General features: G+C 70.3%; 21 protein-coding genes. 11 read left to right on the forward strand and 10 right to left on the reverse strand.

The genetic code is table 11. The features are described 5' to 3' along the window. Positions 1-6: 6 nt before the first annotated feature. Positions 7-810, reverse strand: a complete 804-nt coding sequence (locus OHO83_RS17350) for a nuclease-related domain-containing protein (protein ID WP_266674152.1) — start codon at positions 808-810, stop codon at positions 7-9. Positions 811-1,021: 211 nt separating this feature from the next. Between OHO83_RS17350 and OHO83_RS17355 the strand changes: the two genes are divergently transcribed. The 7 genes from OHO83_RS17355 to OHO83_RS17385 all read left to right on the forward strand — a co-directional run bounded on the left by OHO83_RS17355 (position 1,022) and on the right by OHO83_RS17385 (position 7,605). Next, complete coding sequence (locus tag OHO83_RS17355) at positions 1,022-1,288, forward strand: hypothetical protein (protein WP_266674150.1); 267 nt, start codon at positions 1,022-1,024, stop codon at positions 1,286-1,288. A 103-nt stretch (positions 1,289-1,391) separates the two neighbouring features. Next, positions 1,392-2,135: a hypothetical protein gene (locus tag OHO83_RS17360; RefSeq protein WP_266674148.1), complete on the forward strand. Its 744-nt coding sequence runs from the start codon at positions 1,392-1,394 to the stop codon at positions 2,133-2,135. A 125-nt stretch (positions 2,136-2,260) separates the two neighbouring features. After that, on the forward strand, positions 2,261-2,656 hold the full coding sequence (locus OHO83_RS17365) for a hypothetical protein (RefSeq protein ID WP_330279629.1): 396 nt from the start codon (positions 2,261-2,263) through the stop codon (positions 2,654-2,656). Further along, complete coding sequence (locus OHO83_RS17370; protein WP_266674144.1) at positions 2,653-3,948, forward strand: sensor histidine kinase; 1,296 nt, start codon at positions 2,653-2,655, stop codon at positions 3,946-3,948. The genes OHO83_RS17365 and OHO83_RS17370 overlap by 4 nt, the downstream gene beginning before the upstream one ends. Positions 3,949-4,153: 205 nt before the next feature. Beyond that, positions 4,154-5,527 (forward strand): FtsW/RodA/SpoVE family cell cycle protein, encoded by a 1,374-nt coding sequence (locus OHO83_RS17375; protein ID WP_266676629.1) that lies wholly within the window; start codon positions 4,154-4,156, stop codon positions 5,525-5,527. Further along, positions 5,524-6,990 carry a peptidoglycan D,D-transpeptidase FtsI family protein gene (locus OHO83_RS17380; protein ID WP_266674142.1) on the forward strand — a complete coding sequence of 489 codons (1,467 nt, stop codon included), beginning with the start codon at positions 5,524-5,526 and terminating at the stop codon, positions 6,988-6,990. Before OHO83_RS17375 ends, OHO83_RS17380 begins: the two co-directional genes overlap by 4 nt. An 84-nt stretch (positions 6,991-7,074) precedes the next feature. Then, positions 7,075-7,605, forward strand: coding sequence for a DUF3291 domain-containing protein (locus OHO83_RS17385; protein WP_266674140.1), 531 nt, complete (start codon positions 7,075-7,077; stop codon positions 7,603-7,605). Here the strand turns inward: OHO83_RS17385 and OHO83_RS17390 are convergent. The 3 genes from OHO83_RS17390 to OHO83_RS17400 all read right to left on the reverse strand — a co-directional run bounded on the left by OHO83_RS17390 (position 7,586) and on the right by OHO83_RS17400 (position 9,608). Continuing rightward, positions 7,586-8,233, reverse strand: a complete 648-nt coding sequence (locus OHO83_RS17390; RefSeq protein WP_330279630.1) for a hypothetical protein — start codon at positions 8,231-8,233, stop codon at positions 7,586-7,588. The two genes, OHO83_RS17385 and OHO83_RS17390, sit on opposite strands and share 20 nt — an antisense overlap. 21 nt (positions 8,234-8,254) lie before the next feature. Beyond that, positions 8,255-8,428: a hypothetical protein gene (locus OHO83_RS17395; RefSeq protein WP_330279631.1), complete on the reverse strand. Its 174-nt coding sequence runs from the start codon at positions 8,426-8,428 to the stop codon at positions 8,255-8,257. Between the two features lie 70 nt (positions 8,429-8,498). Then, the gene (locus OHO83_RS17400) at positions 8,499-9,608 is read right to left on the reverse strand and encodes a ferritin-like domain-containing protein (RefSeq protein WP_266674136.1); all 1,110 of its coding nucleotides are present in this window, start codon (positions 9,606-9,608) and stop codon (positions 8,499-8,501) included. A 149-nt stretch (positions 9,609-9,757) separates the two neighbouring features. Here OHO83_RS17400 and OHO83_RS17405 point away from each other — a divergent pair, with 149 nt between their 5' ends. From OHO83_RS17405 to OHO83_RS17420, 4 genes are all read left to right on the forward strand, one after another. Continuing rightward, positions 9,758-10,696: an AurF N-oxygenase family protein gene (locus OHO83_RS17405; protein WP_266674134.1), complete on the forward strand. Its 939-nt coding sequence runs from the start codon at positions 9,758-9,760 to the stop codon at positions 10,694-10,696. Positions 10,697-10,871: 175 nt separating this feature from the next. Beyond that, positions 10,872-11,597, forward strand: coding sequence for a TetR/AcrR family transcriptional regulator (locus OHO83_RS17410; protein WP_266674132.1), 726 nt, complete (start codon positions 10,872-10,874; stop codon positions 11,595-11,597). A 48-nt stretch (positions 11,598-11,645) separates the two neighbouring features. Next, positions 11,646-11,927 (forward strand): hypothetical protein, encoded by a 282-nt coding sequence (locus OHO83_RS17415; protein ID WP_266674130.1) that lies wholly within the window; start codon positions 11,646-11,648, stop codon positions 11,925-11,927. 146 nt (positions 11,928-12,073) lie between these two features. Then, positions 12,074-13,225, forward strand: a complete 1,152-nt coding sequence (locus OHO83_RS17420) for a C40 family peptidase (protein WP_266674128.1) — start codon at positions 12,074-12,076, stop codon at positions 13,223-13,225. A gap of 159 nt (positions 13,226-13,384) precedes the next feature. Here OHO83_RS17420 and OHO83_RS17425 read toward each other — a convergent pair whose 3' ends face one another. The 6 genes from OHO83_RS17425 to OHO83_RS17450 all read right to left on the reverse strand — a co-directional run bounded on the left by OHO83_RS17425 (position 13,385) and on the right by OHO83_RS17450 (position 18,707). Next, on the reverse strand, positions 13,385-14,623 hold the full coding sequence (locus tag OHO83_RS17425) for a tyrosine-type recombinase/integrase (RefSeq protein WP_266674126.1): 1,239 nt from the start codon (positions 14,621-14,623) through the stop codon (positions 13,385-13,387). 82 nt (positions 14,624-14,705) lie between these two features. Next, on the reverse strand, positions 14,706-14,936 hold the full coding sequence (locus tag OHO83_RS17430; RefSeq protein WP_266674124.1) for a helix-turn-helix transcriptional regulator: 231 nt from the start codon (positions 14,934-14,936) through the stop codon (positions 14,706-14,708). 303 nt (positions 14,937-15,239) lie between these two features. Beyond that, a complete protein-coding gene (locus tag OHO83_RS17435) occupies positions 15,240-16,787 on the reverse strand; it encodes a YfjI family protein (protein WP_266674122.1) in 1,548 nt (515 codons plus the stop codon). Continuing rightward, positions 16,784-17,113 carry a hypothetical protein gene (locus OHO83_RS17440; RefSeq protein WP_266674120.1) on the reverse strand — a complete coding sequence of 110 codons (330 nt, stop codon included), beginning with the start codon at positions 17,111-17,113 and terminating at the stop codon, positions 16,784-16,786. Before OHO83_RS17440 ends, OHO83_RS17435 begins: the two co-directional genes overlap by 4 nt. Then, on the reverse strand, positions 17,110-17,979 hold the full coding sequence (locus OHO83_RS17445; protein WP_266674119.1) for a bifunctional DNA primase/polymerase: 870 nt from the start codon (positions 17,977-17,979) through the stop codon (positions 17,110-17,112). Before OHO83_RS17445 ends, OHO83_RS17440 begins: the two co-directional genes overlap by 4 nt. Continuing rightward, positions 17,976-18,707 (reverse strand): DNA methylase, encoded by a 732-nt coding sequence (locus OHO83_RS17450; RefSeq protein ID WP_266674118.1) that lies wholly within the window; start codon positions 18,705-18,707, stop codon positions 17,976-17,978. Before OHO83_RS17450 ends, OHO83_RS17445 begins: the two co-directional genes overlap by 4 nt. Between the last annotated feature and the right edge of the window lie 532 nt (positions 18,708-19,239).

Here is a 19,239-nt window from a genome sequence, read left to right on the forward strand (position 1 = left end):
CGCAGGTCAGACCCGCAGCCACGTGTGGCGGTCGCGGGCCATCGCGTGCAGGGCCTCGACGTCGGCCGGTTTCAGGACGCCGCCCGTGCGCGCGAGCGACTGGAGTTCCGTGTCCACGACGATGCGTACGTCCCGTGGGGGTGCCGCCACCTCGACGGTCGAGGCGCCCGCCACGGCCAGGACCGGGCGGACCTCCGCGGTCAGGGCGAAGGACGCGCGGGACGCGTCCGCGCGGACGCGGCGCAGGAGCGGGTGCGGCTCCGAGCGGCCGGTCATCACCATCGGATCGATGACGCGGACACGCTGCTTGCGGGCCGGGAGCGTGTGCAGGGCGTAGAGACCGCCGGGTCCGATGAGGAGGTGGTGGATGCGGGCGCCGCCGGGCAGCGGCACGGAGTGCAGCGCTCGCCAGCCCGCCCGCTCGAACGCGTCGAGCGCTCCGCCGACGGACTGCTCGGCCTCCAGGGCCCGCCGCCGCGGGTCCCCGCGCAGCCGCCGCGGCGGGCCCGGGTCGCGGTCGACGGCGATCTGAAGGGCCTCGCCGGGCCGGTTCGGCGCGAGGTCGTCGTCCGGGTGGAGGGCGAGCCTGGCGAGTTCGGCCGGTGTGGGCACCGGGGGCGGGCCGAAGGTGACCTGGCCGGTCAGGAAGGGCCCGAGGACGTCGAGGACGGCGTCCCTGCGGGCCTCGCTGATCAGATTGACGCGGCCGGCCTCACGGTCGTACCAGGCGACGTTCCTGCCGTCGTCGTCGCAGACATAGAGCCGCTCCCGACCGTGCCGCCAGGTCGGTACGACGCGCAGACCGCTCATGCACCATCACCCCACGACCATGGGAACAGTCACGGAGCCGCAGGGCAATATGCCGTCCGGCCCCTCGGTGACACCACCGCCCGAAGAGTTTCGGCCCGCTGTTACACAGCTGCCGAATTGCCGTGATGAGGGTTCCTTACGGTGAAGACGTCCGCGTTTACGCCACCTGGTGGAGCGCACCGCACCGGGAGCAGAGCAAAGGAGACGTTCCGTGAGCACCACCCGTCGAGCAGGCCTGCTGGCCCGCGGCACCTTCGTCGCCGCCGTTCTCGGCGGCGCGCTCCTGGTCCCGACGGCCGCGTTCGCGCACGCCCAGCCCGACCGGCACGCGACCGCCGCGCAGGAAAGCTCACCGGAGCAGTTCCACGCCACACCCGACTCGAACCCGCTGTTCCTGGCGGCGGGCGGCGGAATGGCGGCGGCGGGCGCGGGGGGACTCGCCTTCTCGATGTACCGGCGCGGGCGCACCGACGACTGAGGGTTCGAGGTGCGCACAGTCCCGTGGGTCAATAAAAAGGACTTCCTCACCCATAAGGTGTCAGCGGAGTGACCGGCCCGGCACGCGGACAGGCAGGAGTGCAGTGAATTCCAGGCGCACCTGTACCGCGGCCGCCGCCGTGACGGCGTCGGTACTGCTGCTCGCGGGGTGCGGCGACTCGGGCGAGCTGCGCAGCGCGGGTCCGACGTCCACGGCGGTGGGGCCGGCCCGGCTGTGGCCCACGCTGCCGCCCGCGTCCGCCGCGGCCGACGACTACGGCGCGGGCCACACCGAGGTCGTGAAGGGCATCACCGCCAAGGATGACGACATTCACCGCGTGAACCCGGTCGAAGTGGTCCGCGCCCAGGAGGCGGCCGCCTCCGCGTCGCCGAGCCCGTCCCCGAGCCCGGTCAACGTCGTAGGGCTGGACGACTGCGGCACGGAGGCCAGTACCGAGTGCCCGGTCCTGAAGGCGTACTACCGGGACCTGACCGGTGACGGCAAGGACGAACTGGTCGTGGGGATCCGCCTGCCGAAGCGCCAGCTCGCCGTGCGCTGCTACACGTTCGAGGACCACAAACTGACGCAGATCATGGGTACGTCGGACGCGGTCGTGAGCGTGGAGATCGCGGGCCGGGACGTGATCCTGCGGGCGGTGGCGGACCTGCCGGGCTACGAGTACCGCACGGCGTGGTCCTGGGACCCGCACCAGCGCGCGATGCTCCCCACCCGGGACGAAATCCTCCGCACAGGCCCACCCGCACCCCCGACACAGCCCCCCGAGCCCAGCCCCACCTCCCCCACCGCCTCCCCTCAGAATTCCCCGACACCATCCCCGACGCGATGAACACACCCACGAGCCCGGGACCACGGCCCCACACAGCCGGCCCGCACCCGCTCACGTACACGCGCCGACGGACACCGCCCCCGAGGCAGCCGCACCCGCGTCCGAACGGAAGGGGCCGGGCCGGTATGTCCGCCCGGAGCCGGCACGCACGACTGACGCGCACGATGTCCGACGCCGAACCATCCAAGCGAGGACGGACATACCGGCCCGGCCCCGCCCCCACACGCAGGGCGCAGATCCCCGCTACCGGCACCGGCACCAGCACCAGCACCAGCACCAGCACCAGCACCAGCACCAGCACCAGCCTCGGTATCGCTACCGCCTCCGGCACAAGCCCCGAGACCGCCACCCCCACCGGCACCAGCACAAGCCCCGAGACCGCCACCCCCACCGGCACCAGCACAAGCCCCGAGACCGCCACCCCTACCGGCCCCGGCCGCGGCCCCACCCCCACAGCCCGGCGCGAGCACACCGGCCCGGAACGCCCGCGTACGCGGCGCCACGCCAAGAGCCGCCCATGACCCCCACCACCTCCCCGGCCGACCAGAGCGACGCCCTGCCCAGACCCCGGCTCCCCGCCTGGACCGCCACCCTCACCTGGAAGGCCGCGGTCTTCATCACGGTGATGTGCTGCGCACTCGCCGCACTCCTGGGCGCCCTGGTCCACGTATCGGTCGCCAACCAGACCGTCGGCCAGGCCCGCGACCGCGCACTGGGCCGGCTCGACGAGGCCACCACGGCGTACGAGGCGGGAGCGAGGCTGGGCCCGCTCGCGGGGGTCGACCCTCCTGGCCTGCCCGACTCGCTGCGCAGGCTCGCCGCGGGCGGAGATCGCGGCACCATGGTGAGCAGCCACGCGAAGGCACCCACGATGTGGGCGGCGGGACCGGTCGACGGGAACCGCGTACTGGCCGTGGAGGTCGACTACTCGCAGGGCGCCCGCACGATCGACGGCCTGGACCAGGCGATCGTCGGCTCGTCGGTGCTGGCGATCGGCGCGACGCTGCTGGTGGGAGCGTTCGCGGTGACCCGCGTGACGCGGCGCCTGCACGCGACGGCGAGGGTGGCCCGGCGGATCAGCGGCGGGGACCTGGACGCGCGCGTGGGCGATCCGATGACGAGGAGTCCGGCCAGGCACCAGGACGAGGTGGCCGCGGTCGCGGGCGCGCTGGACAGCATGGCGACGTCGTTGCAGCGCAAGCTGCTCAGTGAGCAGAGGTTCACGGCGGACGTGGCGCACGAACTGCGGACACCGCTGACGGGCCTGCACGCGGCGGCGGAGCTCCTCCCGCCGGGCCGCCCCACTGAGCTCGTACGGGACCGGGTCGCCACGCTGCGGACGCTCACCGAGGACCTGCTGGAGATCTCGCGCCTGGACGCGCGCAGCGAGCGGGTGGACCTGGACGACAACCGGCTCGGCCCGCTCACCGAGCGGGTGGTGCGGGGGTCCGGCACGCACACGGAGGTGGTCGTGGTGCGCGACGTCTGCGTGGTGACGGACCGCCGGCGCCTGGAGCGGGTGCTGGGCAACCTCGTGGCGAACGCGCACCGGCACGGCAGCCCGCCGGTGGTCCTCACGGTGGACGGCCCGGTGATCACGGTGCGGGACCACGGGGAGGGCTACCCGGACTACCTGGTGGAGGGCGGTCCGCAGCGGTTCAGGACGGAGGGCGGCGCGAAGGGCCACGGCCTCGGTCTGACGATCGCGCTGGGCCAGGCGGAGGTGCTCGGCGCCTCGCTCAGGTTCACGAACGCGCAGGACGGCGGAGCGCTGGCGACGCTGACGTTGCCGCACGACGACCACCAGCCCTGACGCACCACGCGGACCCCCGCACTGAACTCCGCGCAGAACTCCGTGCGGAACGCCTCCCGAAACCCCCGTCCGAAGCCCCCGCCCGAAACCCCTCGCCGGACACACACCCAGTCAGATTAAGGCGACATAGCGGCATTTCCCGGCTGTCGCTTGTTACGTTCCCGCCATGACCGGATCGACCGGATCGACGGGATCGACAGGGCCCATGGGCCCTGCAGGCACGGGAGCCGGCGTCAGCCCTCCCGCTGTCCCCGGCGTCCGCCTCCCGCGGCGCCGTGGCACCGAACTCGTCCTGATCGTTCTGGCCGTCCTGCTCAGCGTCTACGGATACTGCGCCGTAGGACTCGCCAAGAACGGCTCCGTACCGCCCGGCGCCGCCGGTTACGGCGCCGGGCTCGGCGTGCTCGCACTCGTGGCGCACGGCGCCATCCACCTGCGCGCCCCGTACGCGGACCCGCTCCTGCTGCCCATCGGTGTGCTGCTCAACGGCCTGGGCCTGGTCCTGATCTACCGGCTCGACCTGGAGACGCCCGACGACCAGGCGGCGCCGATCCAGCTCGTCTGGTCCACGCTCGGCGTGGCCCTGTTCATCGCGGTCGTGATGTTGGTGCGCGACCACCGGGTGCTCCAGCGGTACGCGTATCTGTCGGCCGTCGCCGCGCTGCTCCTGATGATCCTGCCGATCTTCTTCCCGGCGGTGAACGGCGCCCGCATCTGGCTCAGGATCGGCGGATTCTCCATCCAGCCGGGCGAGTTCGCCAAAGTGCTGCTCGCGATCTTCTTCGCCAGCTATCTCGCGGCGAACCGCAACGCTCTCTCGTACACGGGAAAGAAGATCTGGCGCTTCCAGCTCCCCACCATGCGGGTCTTCGCGCCGATCCTGGTCTTCTGGCTGATCAGCGTGGGCGTCCTGGTCCTGGAGCGCGACCTGGGGACCTCGCTGCTGTTCTTCGGCCTCTTCATCGTGATGCTGTACGTGGCGACGGGCCGCGGCAGCTGGATCGCGATCGGGCTTCTCCTCGCGGCGGGGGGCGCGGTCTTCGTGGGTGCGCTCGAACCGCATGTGAACAGCCGCGTCCATGACTGGCTGCACCCGTTCGCCTCGATCGCCGCGGGCGAGGGTCCCGGCCAGCTCGCGCAGTCGCTGTTCGCGTTCGCGGCGGGCGGCATGCTCGGCGAGGGGCTCGGGGCGGGGCACTCGATCCTCATCGGGTTCGCCGCCAAGTCCGACTTCATCCTGGCGACCGCGGGCGAGGAGCTGGGGCTCGTCGGCCTGACGGCGATCTTCCTGCTGTACGCGCTCCTCGTGGAGCGCGGCTACCGTGCCGGGCTGGCGCTGCGCGACCCGTTCGGCCGGCTCCTCGCGATCGGCATCGCGTCGATCGTCGCGCTCCAGGTGTTCGTGATCGCGGGCGGGGTGATGGGCCTGATCCCCCTGACCGGCATGGCGATGCCGTTCCTCGCGCAGGGCGGCTCGTCCGTCGTCACGAACTGGATCATCGTGGCGCTGCTCGTCCGGATCAGTGACTCCGCGCGTGGCCAACTCCTGCCGGACGACGCGCTGGAGGCGCATCGGTGACCCGCTACATCCGCCGCGCCTCGGTCTTCTGCCTGGTGCTGCTCGTCGCGCTGCTGGTCAACTCGGCCCGCGTGATGATCTTCGAGGCGGACTCTCTCGACGACAACCCGGCCAACCGCCGCAACACCATCGCGCGCTACGACCAGCCGCGCGGCAACATCCTCGTCGACGGCAAGACCGTCACCGGTTCGAGGGACACGGGCGAGCAGCTCCGTTACGAACGGACCTACAAGAAGGGTCCGTTGTACGCGCCGGTGACCGGGTACGCGTCCCAGGTGTACGGCACCTCGCTGCTGGAGAACGCGGAGGACGACATCCTCTCCGGCACGGACCCGATGCTCGCCCCGCTCCCCCTGTTCGACGACCTGACGCGCTCGCAGCAGCCGAGCGGCGAGGTGGCGACCACGATCAACGCGGCGGCGCAGAAGGCGGCGTATTCCGGGCTGGCAGGGCGTCGGGGCGCGGTCGCGGCGCTCGATCCGGCGACCGGGGAGATCCTCGCCCTGGTGAGCAGCCCCTCGTACGATCCGGGGGCGATCGCGGGGACGGATGCGGCGACGGTGTCGGCGTGGAAGAAGCTGATCCGCGCGCCGAGTCAGCCGATGCTCAACCGGGCGATCCGTCAGACGTATCCGCCCGGCTCGACCTTCAAGATCGTCACCGCGGCGGCGGCCCTCGACTCGGGCGTCGTGAGGGATGTGGACGAGCCGACGGAAACCCCGAGCCCCTGGCGTCTGCCCGACACGTCGACGTTGCTGCGCAACGAGGCGCACGGCTGTGAGGACGCCTCGCTCGCGGACGCGATCCGGGTCTCCTGCAACACGGTGATGGCGAAACTCGGTGTCCAGGTGGGGCTGAAGGGGATGGTGTCGGCGGCCACGAGGTTCGGCTTCGACGATGCGGGGGTGAGGATCCCGTCGGGTGTCGCGCGGAGCAATTTCGACACGGACATGGACCGTTCGCAGCTGGCGCTCTCGTCCATCGGCCAGTTCAACACGGCGGCGACGCCGCTGCAGATGGCGATGGTCTCGGCCGCCGTCGCCAACGGCGGGGTCCTGATGGCGCCGCATCTGGTGGAGAGGACGACGGACGCGCACGGCAACACCGTGGCGCAGACCGGTTCGAAGGCGTACCGCCAGGCGATGACCCCGGCCACGGCGGTGCAGCTCCAGCAGATGATGCAGGACGCCGTGGAGTACGGCACGGGCACGAACGCGCAGATCCCCGATGTGGCCGTCGGCGGCAAGACCGGCACGGCGCAGCACGGTGTGGGCAACAAGGGCGCCCCGTACGCGTGGTTCATCTCCTGGGCGCGGGCCCCGGGGGCGGGCAATGCGCAGGTCGCGGTCGCGGTGGTGGTCGAGGACGCGTCGGCGGACCGTGCGGACATCAGCGGCGGTGGGAGCGCGGCGCCGATCGCGCGGGACGTGATGGAAGCGGCACTGAACTCGGCGGACCGGTAAGGGAATCGGCCCGCAAGTGGTCCCTGATACCAACAGGTGAAATGGCCCTCTACGGCGCGGCGCTCCCTGCCTATCGTGCGGTGCATGACTGACAACGGGACTGCGAGGACGACGGAAAACGGGACTCGCCACGAACTCGCCCAGGTGAACATCGGCCGCCTGACCGCCCCGCTCGACTCGGAGCAGCTGAGGGACTTCGCGGAGGGACTCGATCCGGTGAACGCCGTCGCCGACGCGTCGGACGGGTTCGTGTGGCGCCTGAAGGACGACAGCGGGGACGCGACGAGCTTCCGGGTCTTCGGCGACGCGTGGCTGCTCGTGAACATGTCGGTGTGGCGGGACACGAACGCGCTGACGGCGTTCATGTACCAGGGCCTGCACCGTGAACTGCTCGCCCGCCGAAGGGAGTTCTTCGAGCGCCTCGACGAGGCGGTGACCGCTCTGTGGTGGGTGCCGGCCGGGCACCGGCCCACCGTCGAGGAGGCGGAGGAGCGCCTGGTCCATCTGCGGGCGCACGGCCCGACGCCGTACGCGTTCAATCTGCGTACGGCGTTCCCGGCGGGCGTCGCCGGCCCCGAGCCGGAGCCGGAGTCCGTCAGCCGATCGGCTTCCTGATCTCCGAGCGGATCTTCGCCGCGGTCGCGGCCGCCGCGTCGAGGTCCACGTCGGAGGGGTCCTGAAGGGCGGTCTCGGGGGTGATCTCGGCGACGGTGGCGCCGGTGTTCCCGTCGGCCCAGGCACACATCGGGATGGTCGCCTGCTGCTTGGTGAGCACCTGGCAGGTGATGGTGACATCGGAGCCGGCCGGCTTGAAGTCCTTGGCGGGCACGGCGACTTCGGCGCCGTCGCTCTTGGCGGCGCCCTGCATCATGTTCTTGCGGGCGAGGTCGGTGTTCTTGAACCGGCCGTACATGCCGGAGATCACCACACCCGCGTTCTTCTTGGCGGGGTCGGTCGCGGCGTACTGGCCGACGGCCGCCTTGGTGTCACGCGCGTCCCAGGCGCCGTCCGCCTCGTCCTCGATCTGCTTGCCCTGGGTGCCGGACAGGTCCTGGGTGAGGGTGTACCTCCCGTCGAGGACGGTCTTCGGGATGGTCAGCTTGTACTCGGCCTTCGGGAAGCTCTTGTCGACCTCCGAGCCGAGCATGGCGACCGCGACGATCCCGACGACGACGACAGCGAGCGCGCCGCCGACGATGCCGAGGATCAACCCGACCCGGCGCTTCTTGGGCGGCGGGCCCATGGGGGCACCGCCCCATCCGGGTTAGGGGGCGCCGCCCGGGTAGGGCTGCTGGGCGTACGGGCCGGGCTGCGGCTGACCGTACGGACCGGGCTGGCCGGGCTGCTGCGGCGGGCCGTAGGGGCCGGGCTGGCCGTAGGGCGCGGCCGGGGGCTGCTGGCCGTACGGGTTGGGCTGGGGCGGCTGAGGCGTGGACACGTCAGCAAACTACTGCATGCGGGTGACATGTCCACACGCCCCGGGCACCACGGGCACCCCCGGGCATGACCTAGGGGAGCTGCGCGCCCTCGCCGATCGTCGACTCCACCTCCGCGACGCGCTCCAGCTCCTCCGCCGCGAAGCGTTCCGCGTCGAGCTTCTCGGCGATCTCCTCGTCCTGGGCCATCAGCTGGTCGAGGTTCGAGTTGCCCATCTCGAAGACGCCCATGTCGACGTACGCCTGCTGAAGGCGCTTGCCCCACAGGCCGATGTCCTTGACGCAGGGCACGATCCGGGAGAAGAGCAGCTGGCGGAAGAGGGCCAGGAACTCGGACTGCTCGCTGTACTCCTCGGCCTCCGCCTTGGAGATGCCGAAGTTCTCCAGTACCTCGACGCCGCGCAGCCGGTCGCGCATCAGGTAGCAGCCCTCGATGACGAACTCCTCGCGCTCGCGCAGTTCGGCGTCGGTGAGCTGCTTGTAGTAGTCGCGCAGGGCCATCCGCCCGAAGGCCACGTGGCGGGCCTCGTCCTGCATCACGTACGCGAGGATCTGCTGGGGCAGCGGCTTGTCCGTGGTGTCGCGGATCATGCCGAACGCGGCGAGCGCCAGGCCCTCGATGAGGACCTGCATGCCGAGGTAGGGCATGTCCCAGCGGGAGTCGCGCAGGGTGTCACCGAGCAGCGACTGGAGGTTGTCGTTGATCGGGTAGAGCATCCCGACCTTCTCGTGCAGGAAGCGGCCGAAGATCTCCGCGTGCCGGGCCTCGTCCATGGTCTGGGTGGCCGAGTAGAACTTGGCGTCCATGTCGGGGACGGACTCGACGATGCGGGCGGCGCACACCATCGCGCCCTGCTCACCGTGCAGGAACTGGCTGAACTGCCAGGACGCGTAGTGCTTGCGCAGCTCGCCCTTGTCCTGGTCCGTCATCTTCGCCCAGTGCCGGGTGCCGTAGAGGGTGAGCGCCTCGTCGGGGGTGCCGAGCGGGTTGTGGGGGTCGACCTCGAGATCCCAGTCGATGCGCTTGGCGCCGTCCCACTGCTTGTCCTTGCCCTTCTGGTAGAGCGCGAGGAGGCGGTCCCTGCCCTCGTCGTACTCCCAGCTGAATCTCGCCGCGCCGGCCGCCGGTATCTGCCAGCCGAGCTCCCGGGGCGCCCTGGTGTACAGCTCATGCGTCGACATACAGGCAGGCTCACACGCTCGTGGACACCGGGTCAACAAGTCGCGCACAGGGGATTGACGGCCTTGCTGACAGGCAGTCTCATAAGTCGTGACCGCCGGTAACTCCTGTGCCGCGGCGCCCGTTTACCGTACGACGAGGTGGGACAGTCATGACGACCGTGACGGAAGCCGACGCGTTCGAGGGTCTGCGCGACGCGCTCGGGCTGCTCAAGGACCGCGAGCAGGTGGCCGAACGTCTGCTCGACTCCTCCGCCAAGCACTCCTTCGACCCGGACAAGGAACTGGACTGGGACGCCCCCGACGTCGAGGGCATGTGGTACTGGCCCCCGGAGCTCTGCTCGCTCTACGACACTCCCATGTGGAAGCGGATGCCGCAGGAGCAGCGCATCGAGCTCTCCAAGTACGAGGCCGCCTCGATGGCCTCCATGGGCGTCTGGTTCGAGATCATCCTGATGCAGCTCCTCGTACGGCACATCTACGACAAGTCGCTGACCAGCAGCCATGTGCGCTACGCCCTCACGGAGATCGCCGACGAGTGCCGGCACTCCATGATGTTCGCCCGCATGATCAAGCGGAGCGTCGGCGAGGGCTTCCCCATGCCGCGCATCCACCACAACCTGGGGCGCGTACTCAAGACGATCTCCACGACGCCGGGATCCTTCGCGGCCACGCTGCTCGGCGAGGAGATCATCGACTGGATGCAGCGGATGACGTTCCCGGACGAGCGCGTCCAGCCGCTGGTGCGCGGCATCACCCGCATCCACGTGATCGAGGAGGCTCGGCACGTGCGCTACGCCCGTGAGGAGCTGCGCCGCCAGATGGTGACGTGCGGCCCGGCCGAGGCGGCGTACACCCGGATCGTGTGCGGCGAGGCGGCCCGCGTGATCTACACGGCGTTCCACAACCCGGCGGCCTACGAACGGGCGGGGCTCGACCCGAAGGAGGCGCTGGCGCAGGTCAAGGCCAGCGGCCACCGCCGCGAGATCATGCAGACCGGCGCCAAGCGCCTCACCGACTTCCTGGACGACATCGGGGTCATGCGGGGCATCGGACGCAGGCTGTGGAAGTCGTCCGGTCTGCTCGCCTGACCGCCACGCGGCGCGGCCGCACATCGATAACAGCCTGGACGACATCGAGGTCGTGCGGGGCATCGGACGCAGGCTGTGGAAGTCGTCCGGGCTGCTCGTCCGGGACTGCGCCCGGGGCCGTGCGGCGCGCCTCCGTACAGGACCTCCGCACGAAAAGCCGGTTACGCTGCGGGACATGACCTCGGCACCCGGCACCCGCGCGTACCGACGGCTCAGCGTCGAGGAGCGTCGCAGTCAGCTCCTCGTCGCCGCGCTGTCCCTCTTCGCGCACCGGGCACCCGAGGAGGTGTCCCTCGACGACGTGGCGGAGGTGGCCGGTGTCTCACGGCCGCTCGTCTACCGGTACTTCCCCGGCGGCAAGCAGCAGTTGTACGAGGCCGCGCTGCGCTCCGCGGCCGACGAGCTGGAGAAGTGCTTCGCGGAACCGCAGGAAGGACCGCTGAGCGGCCGCCTCACGCGGGCGCTCGACCGCTACCTCGGGTTCGTGGACCAGCACGACATGGGGTTCGCCGCCCTGCTCCAGGGCGGCAGCGTCGTGGAGACGTCGCGCACGACGTCGATCGTGGACGGCGTGCGCAGGGCGGCGGCCGAGCACATCCTGAGCCATCTCGCCGTGGCGGACCCGGGTCCCCGGTTGCGGATGACCGTACGCATGTGGATCACGGCGGTGGAGGCGGCCTCGCTGATCTGGCTCGACGAGGACAAGAAGCCGCCGCTGGACGAGCTGCGCGACGGGCTCGTCGACCAGTTCATGGCGGTCCTCACGGCGACGGCGGGCCGCGACCCGCAGACCGCCGGGGCGGTGCGGCACGCGCTGGCCCTGGAGACGCCGGACGGGCCCGTGGGCCGGCTGGCACGCCTGGCGCTTCCCGTGGTGAGCGACGCGGCACATCTGTTCTGAATCCTCCCCCCTCATGAACGAGGGCGGGAAACAGGTGAGACTGGTGCCGTGAAGAGCGAAGAGACGCCGTTCGTCGGCGGGCCGATGGACGGGCGGGTGCTGCCTGTGCTGCTCGGGCCCACGGGGCATCCGCCGAAGGTGTACCGCATCCCCGTGCCGGGCCCCGACGGCTCCGCGGGCACGGTGCTGATCTACCGCCGGGTCCCGATGGTCCCCGGCAAGATCCGGTTCACCCGCCGCTGGAAGTACGAGTACGACCCCTCGGGACGCGACGACAGCGGGCTCCGGTGGCCCTGGTCCAAGCCGCGCCCGCAGCAGTCGACTTCGTAGATCATCTTCATGGATCGCCTTCGTGGAGTCCCCCGCCCGGGTGAGGTCCTTGGGCCGAACCGCCCAGCAGGTGGCTCGCGGGCAGGCGGACGTGTCGATGCTCACGGTGCGGGACGGACGGGCTGCCCCGCACCGGAGGTGATGACGTGTCAGGAAGCCTTCTGCGGTGGGCCTGTGCCGCGACGGTGGCCTCAATGCTCGCGGCGCCGGGACCCGCGACCGCTGCGACCGCACCGGCCCCGGGACCCCTTCCGGCGGCCGGCAGCAAGTCCGTCCCCACACTTCTGACGGATCTTCAGCGTCTGTACCGGGAGGCCGAGAAGGCCACGGAGACATACAACGCGACTGCGGAGAAGCTCAAGAAGCGCCGGAAGACGGCCGGTGACCTGGCCCGCAAGCTGGCCGTGGCCCGCAGCTCGCTCCACGACAGCCGCGGCGCGGCGGGCCGTCTGGCCCGCGAGCAGTACCAGGGCAGCAGCAACATCTCCCCCTACCTGCGCCTGCTCCTCGCCCACGACCCGCAGCACGCCCTCGACCAGGGCCATGTGATCCGGCGCGTGGCCCAGGAGCGCATGGCGACCGTGGACCGGCTCGTCGGCGGCGAGAAGCGTGCCGACGGACTGGCGGCCCAGGCCCGCAAGGCGCTCGACGAGCAGACCCGGCTCTCGGAGCGGCAGAGGAAGGACCGGGACGCGGTCCGGACCCGCCTCAAGGACGTCGAGAAGCTGCTCGCCTCGCTCAGCTCGGACCAGCTCGCCGAGCTGACCCGCCTGGAGGACACCGGGATGGCGAAGGCTCAGAAGACGTTCATGGCGTCGGGCGCGCTCAGCTCGAAGCGGACACCGTCGCGGGCCGGGGACACGGCACTCGCGTACGCGGTGAAACAGATCGGGAAGCCGTACGTGTGGGGCGCGGAAGGGCCCGCGGCGTTCGACTGCTCGGGGCTCACGTCGCAGGCGTGGGAGCACGCGGGCCAGGACATCCCCCGCACGTCGCAGGAGCAGTGGGCGCGGCTGCCCCGCGTCCCGCTGAACGAGCTACGGCCCGGGGACCTCGTCGTGTACTTCCCCGAGGCCACGCACGTGGCGATGTACCTGGGCGACGGCATGGTGGTGCAGGCGCCACGGCCGGGCGCGAAGGTCAAGGTGTCGCCGATCGCGGCCAACCCGCTGCTCGGCGCCGTCCGCCCCGATCAGGGCGCCACGTCGATGAAGGACTACACCCCGCCGCGGCTGCCCGAGGGCGCGACGGGCGGCGACGACACCGGATACGGCGCCGCGGGGGCGCCCACCGGCTGACCGGTGCGCGCCCCGCCGCGGATCAGCCGGTGACGGAGGCCAGGTAGGCGTTCGTCTTCTCCGGCTCAGAGAAACCACACGACGGCCCGATGGGCGTTCTACCAGCAGTTTCGCCCCAACGGGCGGACCCATGACGGGCCGTGGGCCGCCTCTGGGCCGTCACAGCGATCGTTGGCCCCTCTCGTAGACGGTCGCGATGGCAGTCCGCGTCCGCGCCTGGCTGCTTGGCATGAGGTGGGCGTAGATCCTCAGCGTCAGGGCCGCATTGCTGTGCCCAAGGTACTCACTCACGGCCTTGATGTTCTCGCCGCTGTCGAGGAGCGCCGACGCGTAGAAGTGCCTCAGCGCGTGCATGCCGTGCTCGCGTGCCGCCGAATGCGCATCGTCCTTCGTCGCCGGCGCGGGAAGGACTCCGGCCGCGACGAGAGCGGGTTTCCACGCGTAGTCGTTCAGGGAGGTGCGCCACACATGATTGCCGCCGGCCGCTGTGAAGATGATCCTGTGAGTCACCTTCGGCCCGTCAACCGTCTTCCACGGCAGGGTGATCTCGACTGGCGGGAAACGCTTCATGTGGGCCCTGAGCGCTTCCGCAACGGGTCCGGGGAGAGGGACATCCCGCGTCTTGCCGCCCTTAGGAAGGGCGAACACGGGCTTGCTCCGGCTGAGCTTCAGCTGTTGGACCACGTGAAGCGTGTCTGACTCGAAGTCGACAGCATCCACCGCAATGCCGAGGATCTCCCCCTGCCGCATGCCGCACCCGGCCCCTAGGTCGACCATCGCCCGGTACCGCTCCGGCAACGCGTCCTGCACCGCGAACACGCGCTCCGCCGACCACGGCACGACGCGCTTCGGGTCAAGCTTCGGCGGCTTCACCGAGCGAGCCGAGACGGGGTTACGGCTGAGGTAGCCGTCATCGACGGCCGCGCTCAAAGCGGCGCGTACGTTCGCGTAGATGATGCGGCCGTACGAGCCCGGCACCTTCGCTTCGAGCACCGCTACCCACTCACGGATGTGCTCCGGCTTGAACGACCCGAGCGGTCGAGTCCCGATGTACGGGAAAGCGTGCAGGCCGAGTTGAGACTTCATGGACTCGATGGTGTTCGGGTCCGCCCCGAGCGTGCTGAGCCACTTCTCTGTGTACTGCTCAAAGGTCTGCTTGGCCGTGCTCGGGTCGACGTACTGACCGCTACCCATGTCGGTCTCAATTTTGTTCAGCCACTTCTCGGCAAGGCGCTTTTGTCCATCGCGGAAGCTCTTGGACTTCTCGGTGCCGTCGGGTCCGACGAACCGTGCGCGGTAGCGGAGCCCGGTGCCATAACGCTCGGTCTTGACGCGAACGGCCTTGCCTTCGGGCGAGGGCTCTGTCTTGTACCAGCGGTCTTGGATGTGGCCGGCCATGTGGCAGCGAACCTTTCTTGGAAAGGAGAAGGGAGGGCCACCTGGTGGCCCTCCCTGGGGAGTCGTGCTGTGAGGCTTGGTGTCAGGCTGCGGAGGCGTCCTGGCGTTTGCGTGCGGCGATGTAGGCGTAGACGTCGGCGGGGTCATAGCGGACGTGCTTGCCGATGCGGAAGCCAGGCGGGCCAGTGCGCTTCTTGCGCCACTGGTAGACGGTCTCCAACGGGACCTTGAACAAAGTGGCGATGTCCTCGGGGACGAGGTAGCAGTCCGGGAGGCCGCCCCGAAGGGTTTCTATGGCTGTCTTGGGTGCCATGTGTGGGGTCTCCTTGGGCGCCTTGGGCGTGCGAGAACCTGGGATCCGCTGACAGAACTGACAGAACCTCGGCGTATGGCCTCTGACCTGCACGTATGGACTGGTCGGGATCTTTGACAGAACTGAATTAAAACCTGACAGAACCTCTTGGGAGGGGGTTCTGTCACAGCGCCCCCGGCGCAGGGCCGGGGGTTCTGTCAGCATTAAATTCAGTTCTGTCACAACCGCGATCACGGCCGTTTGTGCAGGTCAGGGGTCTTGTCGGGGAGTTCTGTCAGTTCTGTCAGCGGGTTGGGGGTTGTGTCAGGCGCCCCGGCCGATGCGGGGGTGGGTCTCGTAGCGGGGCGAGGGCGGCCGGCCACCGCGTCCGGTGCGCGGGGGCGGCGGCTGCTGGCGGATCCAGCCGTGCTCTTCGAGCAGGGCCAGGGCGGGGTCGAGGTCGCCGATGGCAGGGAAGTCAGCCCGTCGCAGGGCCCGGAACAGCTCCCGCTTGGTGATCTGAGCCGGGCGGCTGCTGAGCAGGTGGGCCAGGACGTTCAGAGCGGCATCGTGGGCCGGGTCGGCGCTCATGGTGTCGAACACGTCCAGGGCGTGCGCGGTGAAGTAGACGCCCAGCTCGGTCGCGGCGGCCATAGTGGCCGCTTCGATGGGCTTGTGCCATCCGTCTTCGGGGTGGCTGGCCAGGTGGAGCAGGCCCGCGATCCGCGCCACGGCCCCGTCTCGCTTGGACGCCCATTTGACGATCGGCGCGAAGCTTCCGTCCCGCCCTAGCCTCGCTTCGGTGACCTTCTGGAAGGCGAGCATGACCGCGTCCGCCTCGGGGGTGAGGGTCAAGAGCGCGGGGTCGGTCCAGTCGGCCAGCGCGAGGGTGAGGCCTGCGAGTTGGCGGGTGTAGGTGGCGGCTACCTGCTCGGCCAGGAGGTCCGGGGAGAGGTTGCGGCTGCCGACCAGAGACAGGGGCTTGGAGTACAGGAAGCGGGCGAGCAGGCCGCGTCCGTCGGCTCCGTCGATGCGGGCGAGGGAGTCGAGTACTTCCGGCTGGATGGCCAGGCCGACGGTGACGGCCGGGGAGTCGATGTGTTCGGCCTCGCGGCTTTGCCGGTTGACGCGGATCATGTCGCCTGCGTGGCCCTTGAGGAACATGCCCATGTTGGGCTTGCCGGTGTAGCGCCCGGCGATGATGTCGAACAGCTCGCCCTCGGCGCTCATGCAGGAGATCCGCCCGTTCTGCTGGGCGAGCAGCGTTCCGATGGTCTCCGGGGTCGCATCGTCCGCCACGAGCTGAGGCACGGACGGGATCGTCAGTTCCTCGGCGGCCTGCGCGAGTTCAACCGCCTCGGCCGTCAGCGCGTCCCGCTGCCCCGGCTCGGCCCCGGCCGCCTTAGCCGCGGCCTTCTCCGCGGCAGCTTTGGCAAGGCGGGCCAGGGTCTCGGCCTCGGCCCGCACGGGGCCAGACAGCTCGATGAGTGCCTTTTCGGCGTCGAGGAGGGGGCGCACCATGAGGTCGAATACGGCGCTCTTACGGTTGCCGGGGTCCAGGGCCACGGCGGTGTAGATGTTCACGGGCTCGCGCCAGTGGCCGCGCACGCACACCTTCACCCGGCCGCCGGCGGCGGTGGCGATGACCGCGAGGGCGAGGCATCCGGCGAGGTCGATGGGGGTCTGGGTTTCCTCGGCGACGCCCCGGACCATGTCACCGAGCCAGGCCGGCAGGGTGTCCACGGGGAAGGTGGGCAGGGGCGGGCGGGACTTGAGCGGGACGGGTTCGTCCCAGGCCGGGCCGGTGATCTGCTCGGGGTCGATGTCGAACCCCTCCCACAGGTCGGGGCTCATGTCGTTGGGGACGCTCATACGGCCTTGCCTCCTTCCTTGGCGCGGGCGAGCTGCGGGCAGGTGGCGCGGTGTTCGTTGTGTGCGGCCACGAGGCTCAGTACGGCGGCGCGGCCTATGGCGGTCCGTTCACGGCCGCAGGAGCACCACGAGTGGGCCGAGGGGGTCACGCGCCAGTCCGGGGGCGCCACGATGTGCAGAACGGCCCGGGGGCGGTATCCGTCGTTCATTTGCGGGTCAGGGCGAACAGCAATGGGGACGCCTTCGGCGACGCCCTCTCGGTCGCCCACGACGAGGCGCAGGTGCCGCCGTCCGGCGCCGTGCGGGCGGTGGGGGTGGCTGCTCATGCTGCCCTCCCCGCATCGGGGTTGAGGCCGTTGTCGACCGCGCGGGCCGCGTACGGCTCGGGGACCCCAACGGAGACAGCCGCTGCGATGACCTCTTGCCCGAGCTCGTCCAGGCCGCAGGGGCCGGGGCACTGTGTGTGCTGCTTGGCGAGGAACTGGGCCACCCCGAACGCCTGCGACGCGGCACCCGATTCGGTACGAGCCAGGACCAGGGCCAAACCGCGGGCGAGGCCGGTGCGGACGTACTTCTCGGTGTGGCGGCAGCCGGTGGCCACGCTCGCGTCCCACGTGGCGCGGCCGGTAGATGAAGAGACCACCTCCCCGCGGGCGGGGGTGGTCTCTTCCTCCTCGACCAGGGCGCGGACGGCGTCCGGCAGGGGCGTCATGGCGCCGGTGCCGAACCCGAGCCAGCGGGCGTACTGCATGTGCGACTTGATGTCGACACCGGGGCGTACGGCGTTGGCCGACCGCATCGGCCCCCGGTAGATCCAGTGCTCACCCCGGGTGGTGGGCACGGTCCGGGTCGGCGGGAGGCTCTCCCGGGCCCACGCGACCGCGTCCGCGTGGTCCAGATCGACGACCGTTAGCCCGGCCCCGCCGGGGTGGTAAGCGACAGCCGAGGCTTGCCTCCACGCGAACGTCCATGCCTGTGAGGTGAGGACATCAGGGTTCGTGGTGGCCGCGGCCCACGCGTGGCAGGGGCGCAGGCAACGGCACGGTCCGGCCGTCTTCATGTTCGGCCTGCCACCACAGGCGTTCTGGGCGCAGCCGGGGCAGTTCCAGAACGGCACCTTCCCCTTGCGTAGCGGTAGGACGGGCAGACCATCGGCTGCGAGACGGAGAGCGGTGATCCGGTGCTCGTTCATGCCGCCACCCCCAGGCCGGCGCGAGAGACGCGGAAGGCACGGCCGATGTACTCGGTGTAGGCGGGCGGGATGGCCTCGGTCAGTTCCTCGCGCACGCTCGTCCACGTGATGCCCATCGCCTCTTGAAGCTCCGGGACGCTCGGCTTGCCGCCGCCGTTGCCGTACGGGGCTACGTAGGGGCCTTCGTGGTACTCGCCGTGCCTATAGCCGCGCACCCGACCTCGATGGCACGGGTGAGTCGGTTGAGGGGCGGTCCATCCGCCGCCCAACTCAAAGTTGGGGTGCCGGATGACGCCCAGGCCCCACATCTCGCCGCAGAGCCAGAGGTCCTTGCGGATCTCGGCACGGCCGTTGGGCTGCTCGATGACGTACGGAAGGCCCGACCGGTCCAGTAGTTCACGGGTGGGGGCAACCAGGTCGACGTGGGTGCCGCCCCAGCCCTTGGACTGGTTGGTGCCGATGCTCAGGGTGCACTTGGCCTGGCAAGGCGGAGATGCGTGGGCGAACCTGAACCGGCGGATCTCGCCGGTGGCGATGAGGTGCGCGAGGTACTCCAGGGCATCGCCCCGGTGGTAGGTGAAGGGGTAGTTGGGCCGGTCGGCGATGTCGCAGCCGTGGACGCGGAACCCGGCGCGGGCGTAGCCCATGGCGGCGCCGCCGGCGCAGGAGAACAGGTCCAGGAGTAAGGGCCGCTGGTCCTCTCGCCTGATGTCGGTTGGTTGGGTCATGCTGGGAGACCTCCACAGGTCTGTTACGGGCAGGTGGACGAGGGCGGCCCCGGTTCATTGGCGTGAGGCAGGGCCGCCCTTGGGATTGGCAGAGGGACGCTGTGTGAACAGCGGGGGGCGCTGGTGGAATGGATGACGTTGGTCAGCACCGCGGTTGGCGGTGGCATTGCCACCTGCTCAGCGGGGCTGTTGGAGTACCGACGGTGGAAGCGAGACCGGCGCGACCGGAACACTGAAATCAGGCGAGCGCTCTACGGCGCGTATCTCGCCGGGCTGGCCAAGGCACGGCACGCATGCAGCATTCAGGCACGGGAGCCAGAGACTGCTCTGGCGCAGCGCAGGAAGGCGGTATGGGAAGCCTTCGAACCGTGCATCGCCCTTCGCTACGAGCTGGCCATCTCGTCACCGACGTCCGTCGTGACGCCGGCGGAGACCACGTTTCGCCGACTGCGGAGCCTGCGTGATGCAGTCGCGGGTGGTCTGCCGGCCGGGAGTCACGAGTATGCGAACCATCGGCGGAGCTACGACGAAG

Origin of the sequence: Streptomyces sp. NBC_00569, from assembly GCF_036345255.1 — a bacterium.
GTDB lineage: Bacteria > Actinomycetota > Actinomycetes > Streptomycetales > Streptomycetaceae > Streptomyces.

Coding starts and splice junctions, on each gene's coding strand:
- OHO83_RS17350 (WP_266674152.1), bottom strand. CDS start 810: ATGAGCGGTCTGCGCGTCGTACCGACCTGGCGGCACGGTCGGGAGCGG.
- OHO83_RS17425 (WP_266674126.1), bottom strand. CDS start 14,623: ATGGCCGGCCACATCCAAGACCGCTGGTACAAGACAGAGCCCTCGCCC.
- OHO83_RS17445 (WP_266674119.1), bottom strand. CDS start 17,979: ATGAACGAGCACCGGATCACCGCTCTCCGTCTCGCAGCCGATGGTCTG.
- OHO83_RS17435 (WP_266674122.1), bottom strand. CDS start 16,787: ATGAGCGTCCCCAACGACATGAGCCCCGACCTGTGGGAGGGGTTCGAC.
- OHO83_RS17410 (WP_266674132.1), top strand. CDS start 10,872: ATGACCTCGGCACCCGGCACCCGCGCGTACCGACGGCTCAGCGTCGAG.
- OHO83_RS17385 (WP_266674140.1), top strand. CDS start 7,075: ATGACTGACAACGGGACTGCGAGGACGACGGAAAACGGGACTCGCCAC.
- OHO83_RS17450 (WP_266674118.1), bottom strand. CDS start 18,707: ATGACCCAACCAACCGACATCAGGCGAGAGGACCAGCGGCCCTTACTC.
- OHO83_RS17400 (WP_266674136.1), bottom strand. CDS start 9,608: ATGTCGACGCATGAGCTGTACACCAGGGCGCCCCGGGAGCTCGGCTGG.
- OHO83_RS17405 (WP_266674134.1), top strand. CDS start 9,758: ATGACGACCGTGACGGAAGCCGACGCGTTCGAGGGTCTGCGCGACGCG.
- OHO83_RS17430 (WP_266674124.1), bottom strand. CDS start 14,936: ATGGCACCCAAGACAGCCATAGAAACCCTTCGGGGCGGCCTCCCGGAC.
- OHO83_RS17390 (WP_330279630.1), bottom strand. CDS start 8,233: ATGGGCCCGCCGCCCAAGAAGCGCCGGGTCGGGTTGATCCTCGGCATC.
- OHO83_RS17375 (WP_266676629.1), top strand. CDS start 4,154: ATGGGCCCTGCAGGCACGGGAGCCGGCGTCAGCCCTCCCGCTGTCCCC.
- OHO83_RS17440 (WP_266674120.1), bottom strand. CDS start 17,113: ATGAGCAGCCACCCCCACCGCCCGCACGGCGCCGGACGGCGGCACCTG.
- OHO83_RS17365 (WP_330279629.1), top strand. CDS start 2,261: ATGTCCGCCCGGAGCCGGCACGCACGACTGACGCGCACGATGTCCGAC.
- OHO83_RS17370 (WP_266674144.1), top strand. CDS start 2,653: ATGACCCCCACCACCTCCCCGGCCGACCAGAGCGACGCCCTGCCCAGA.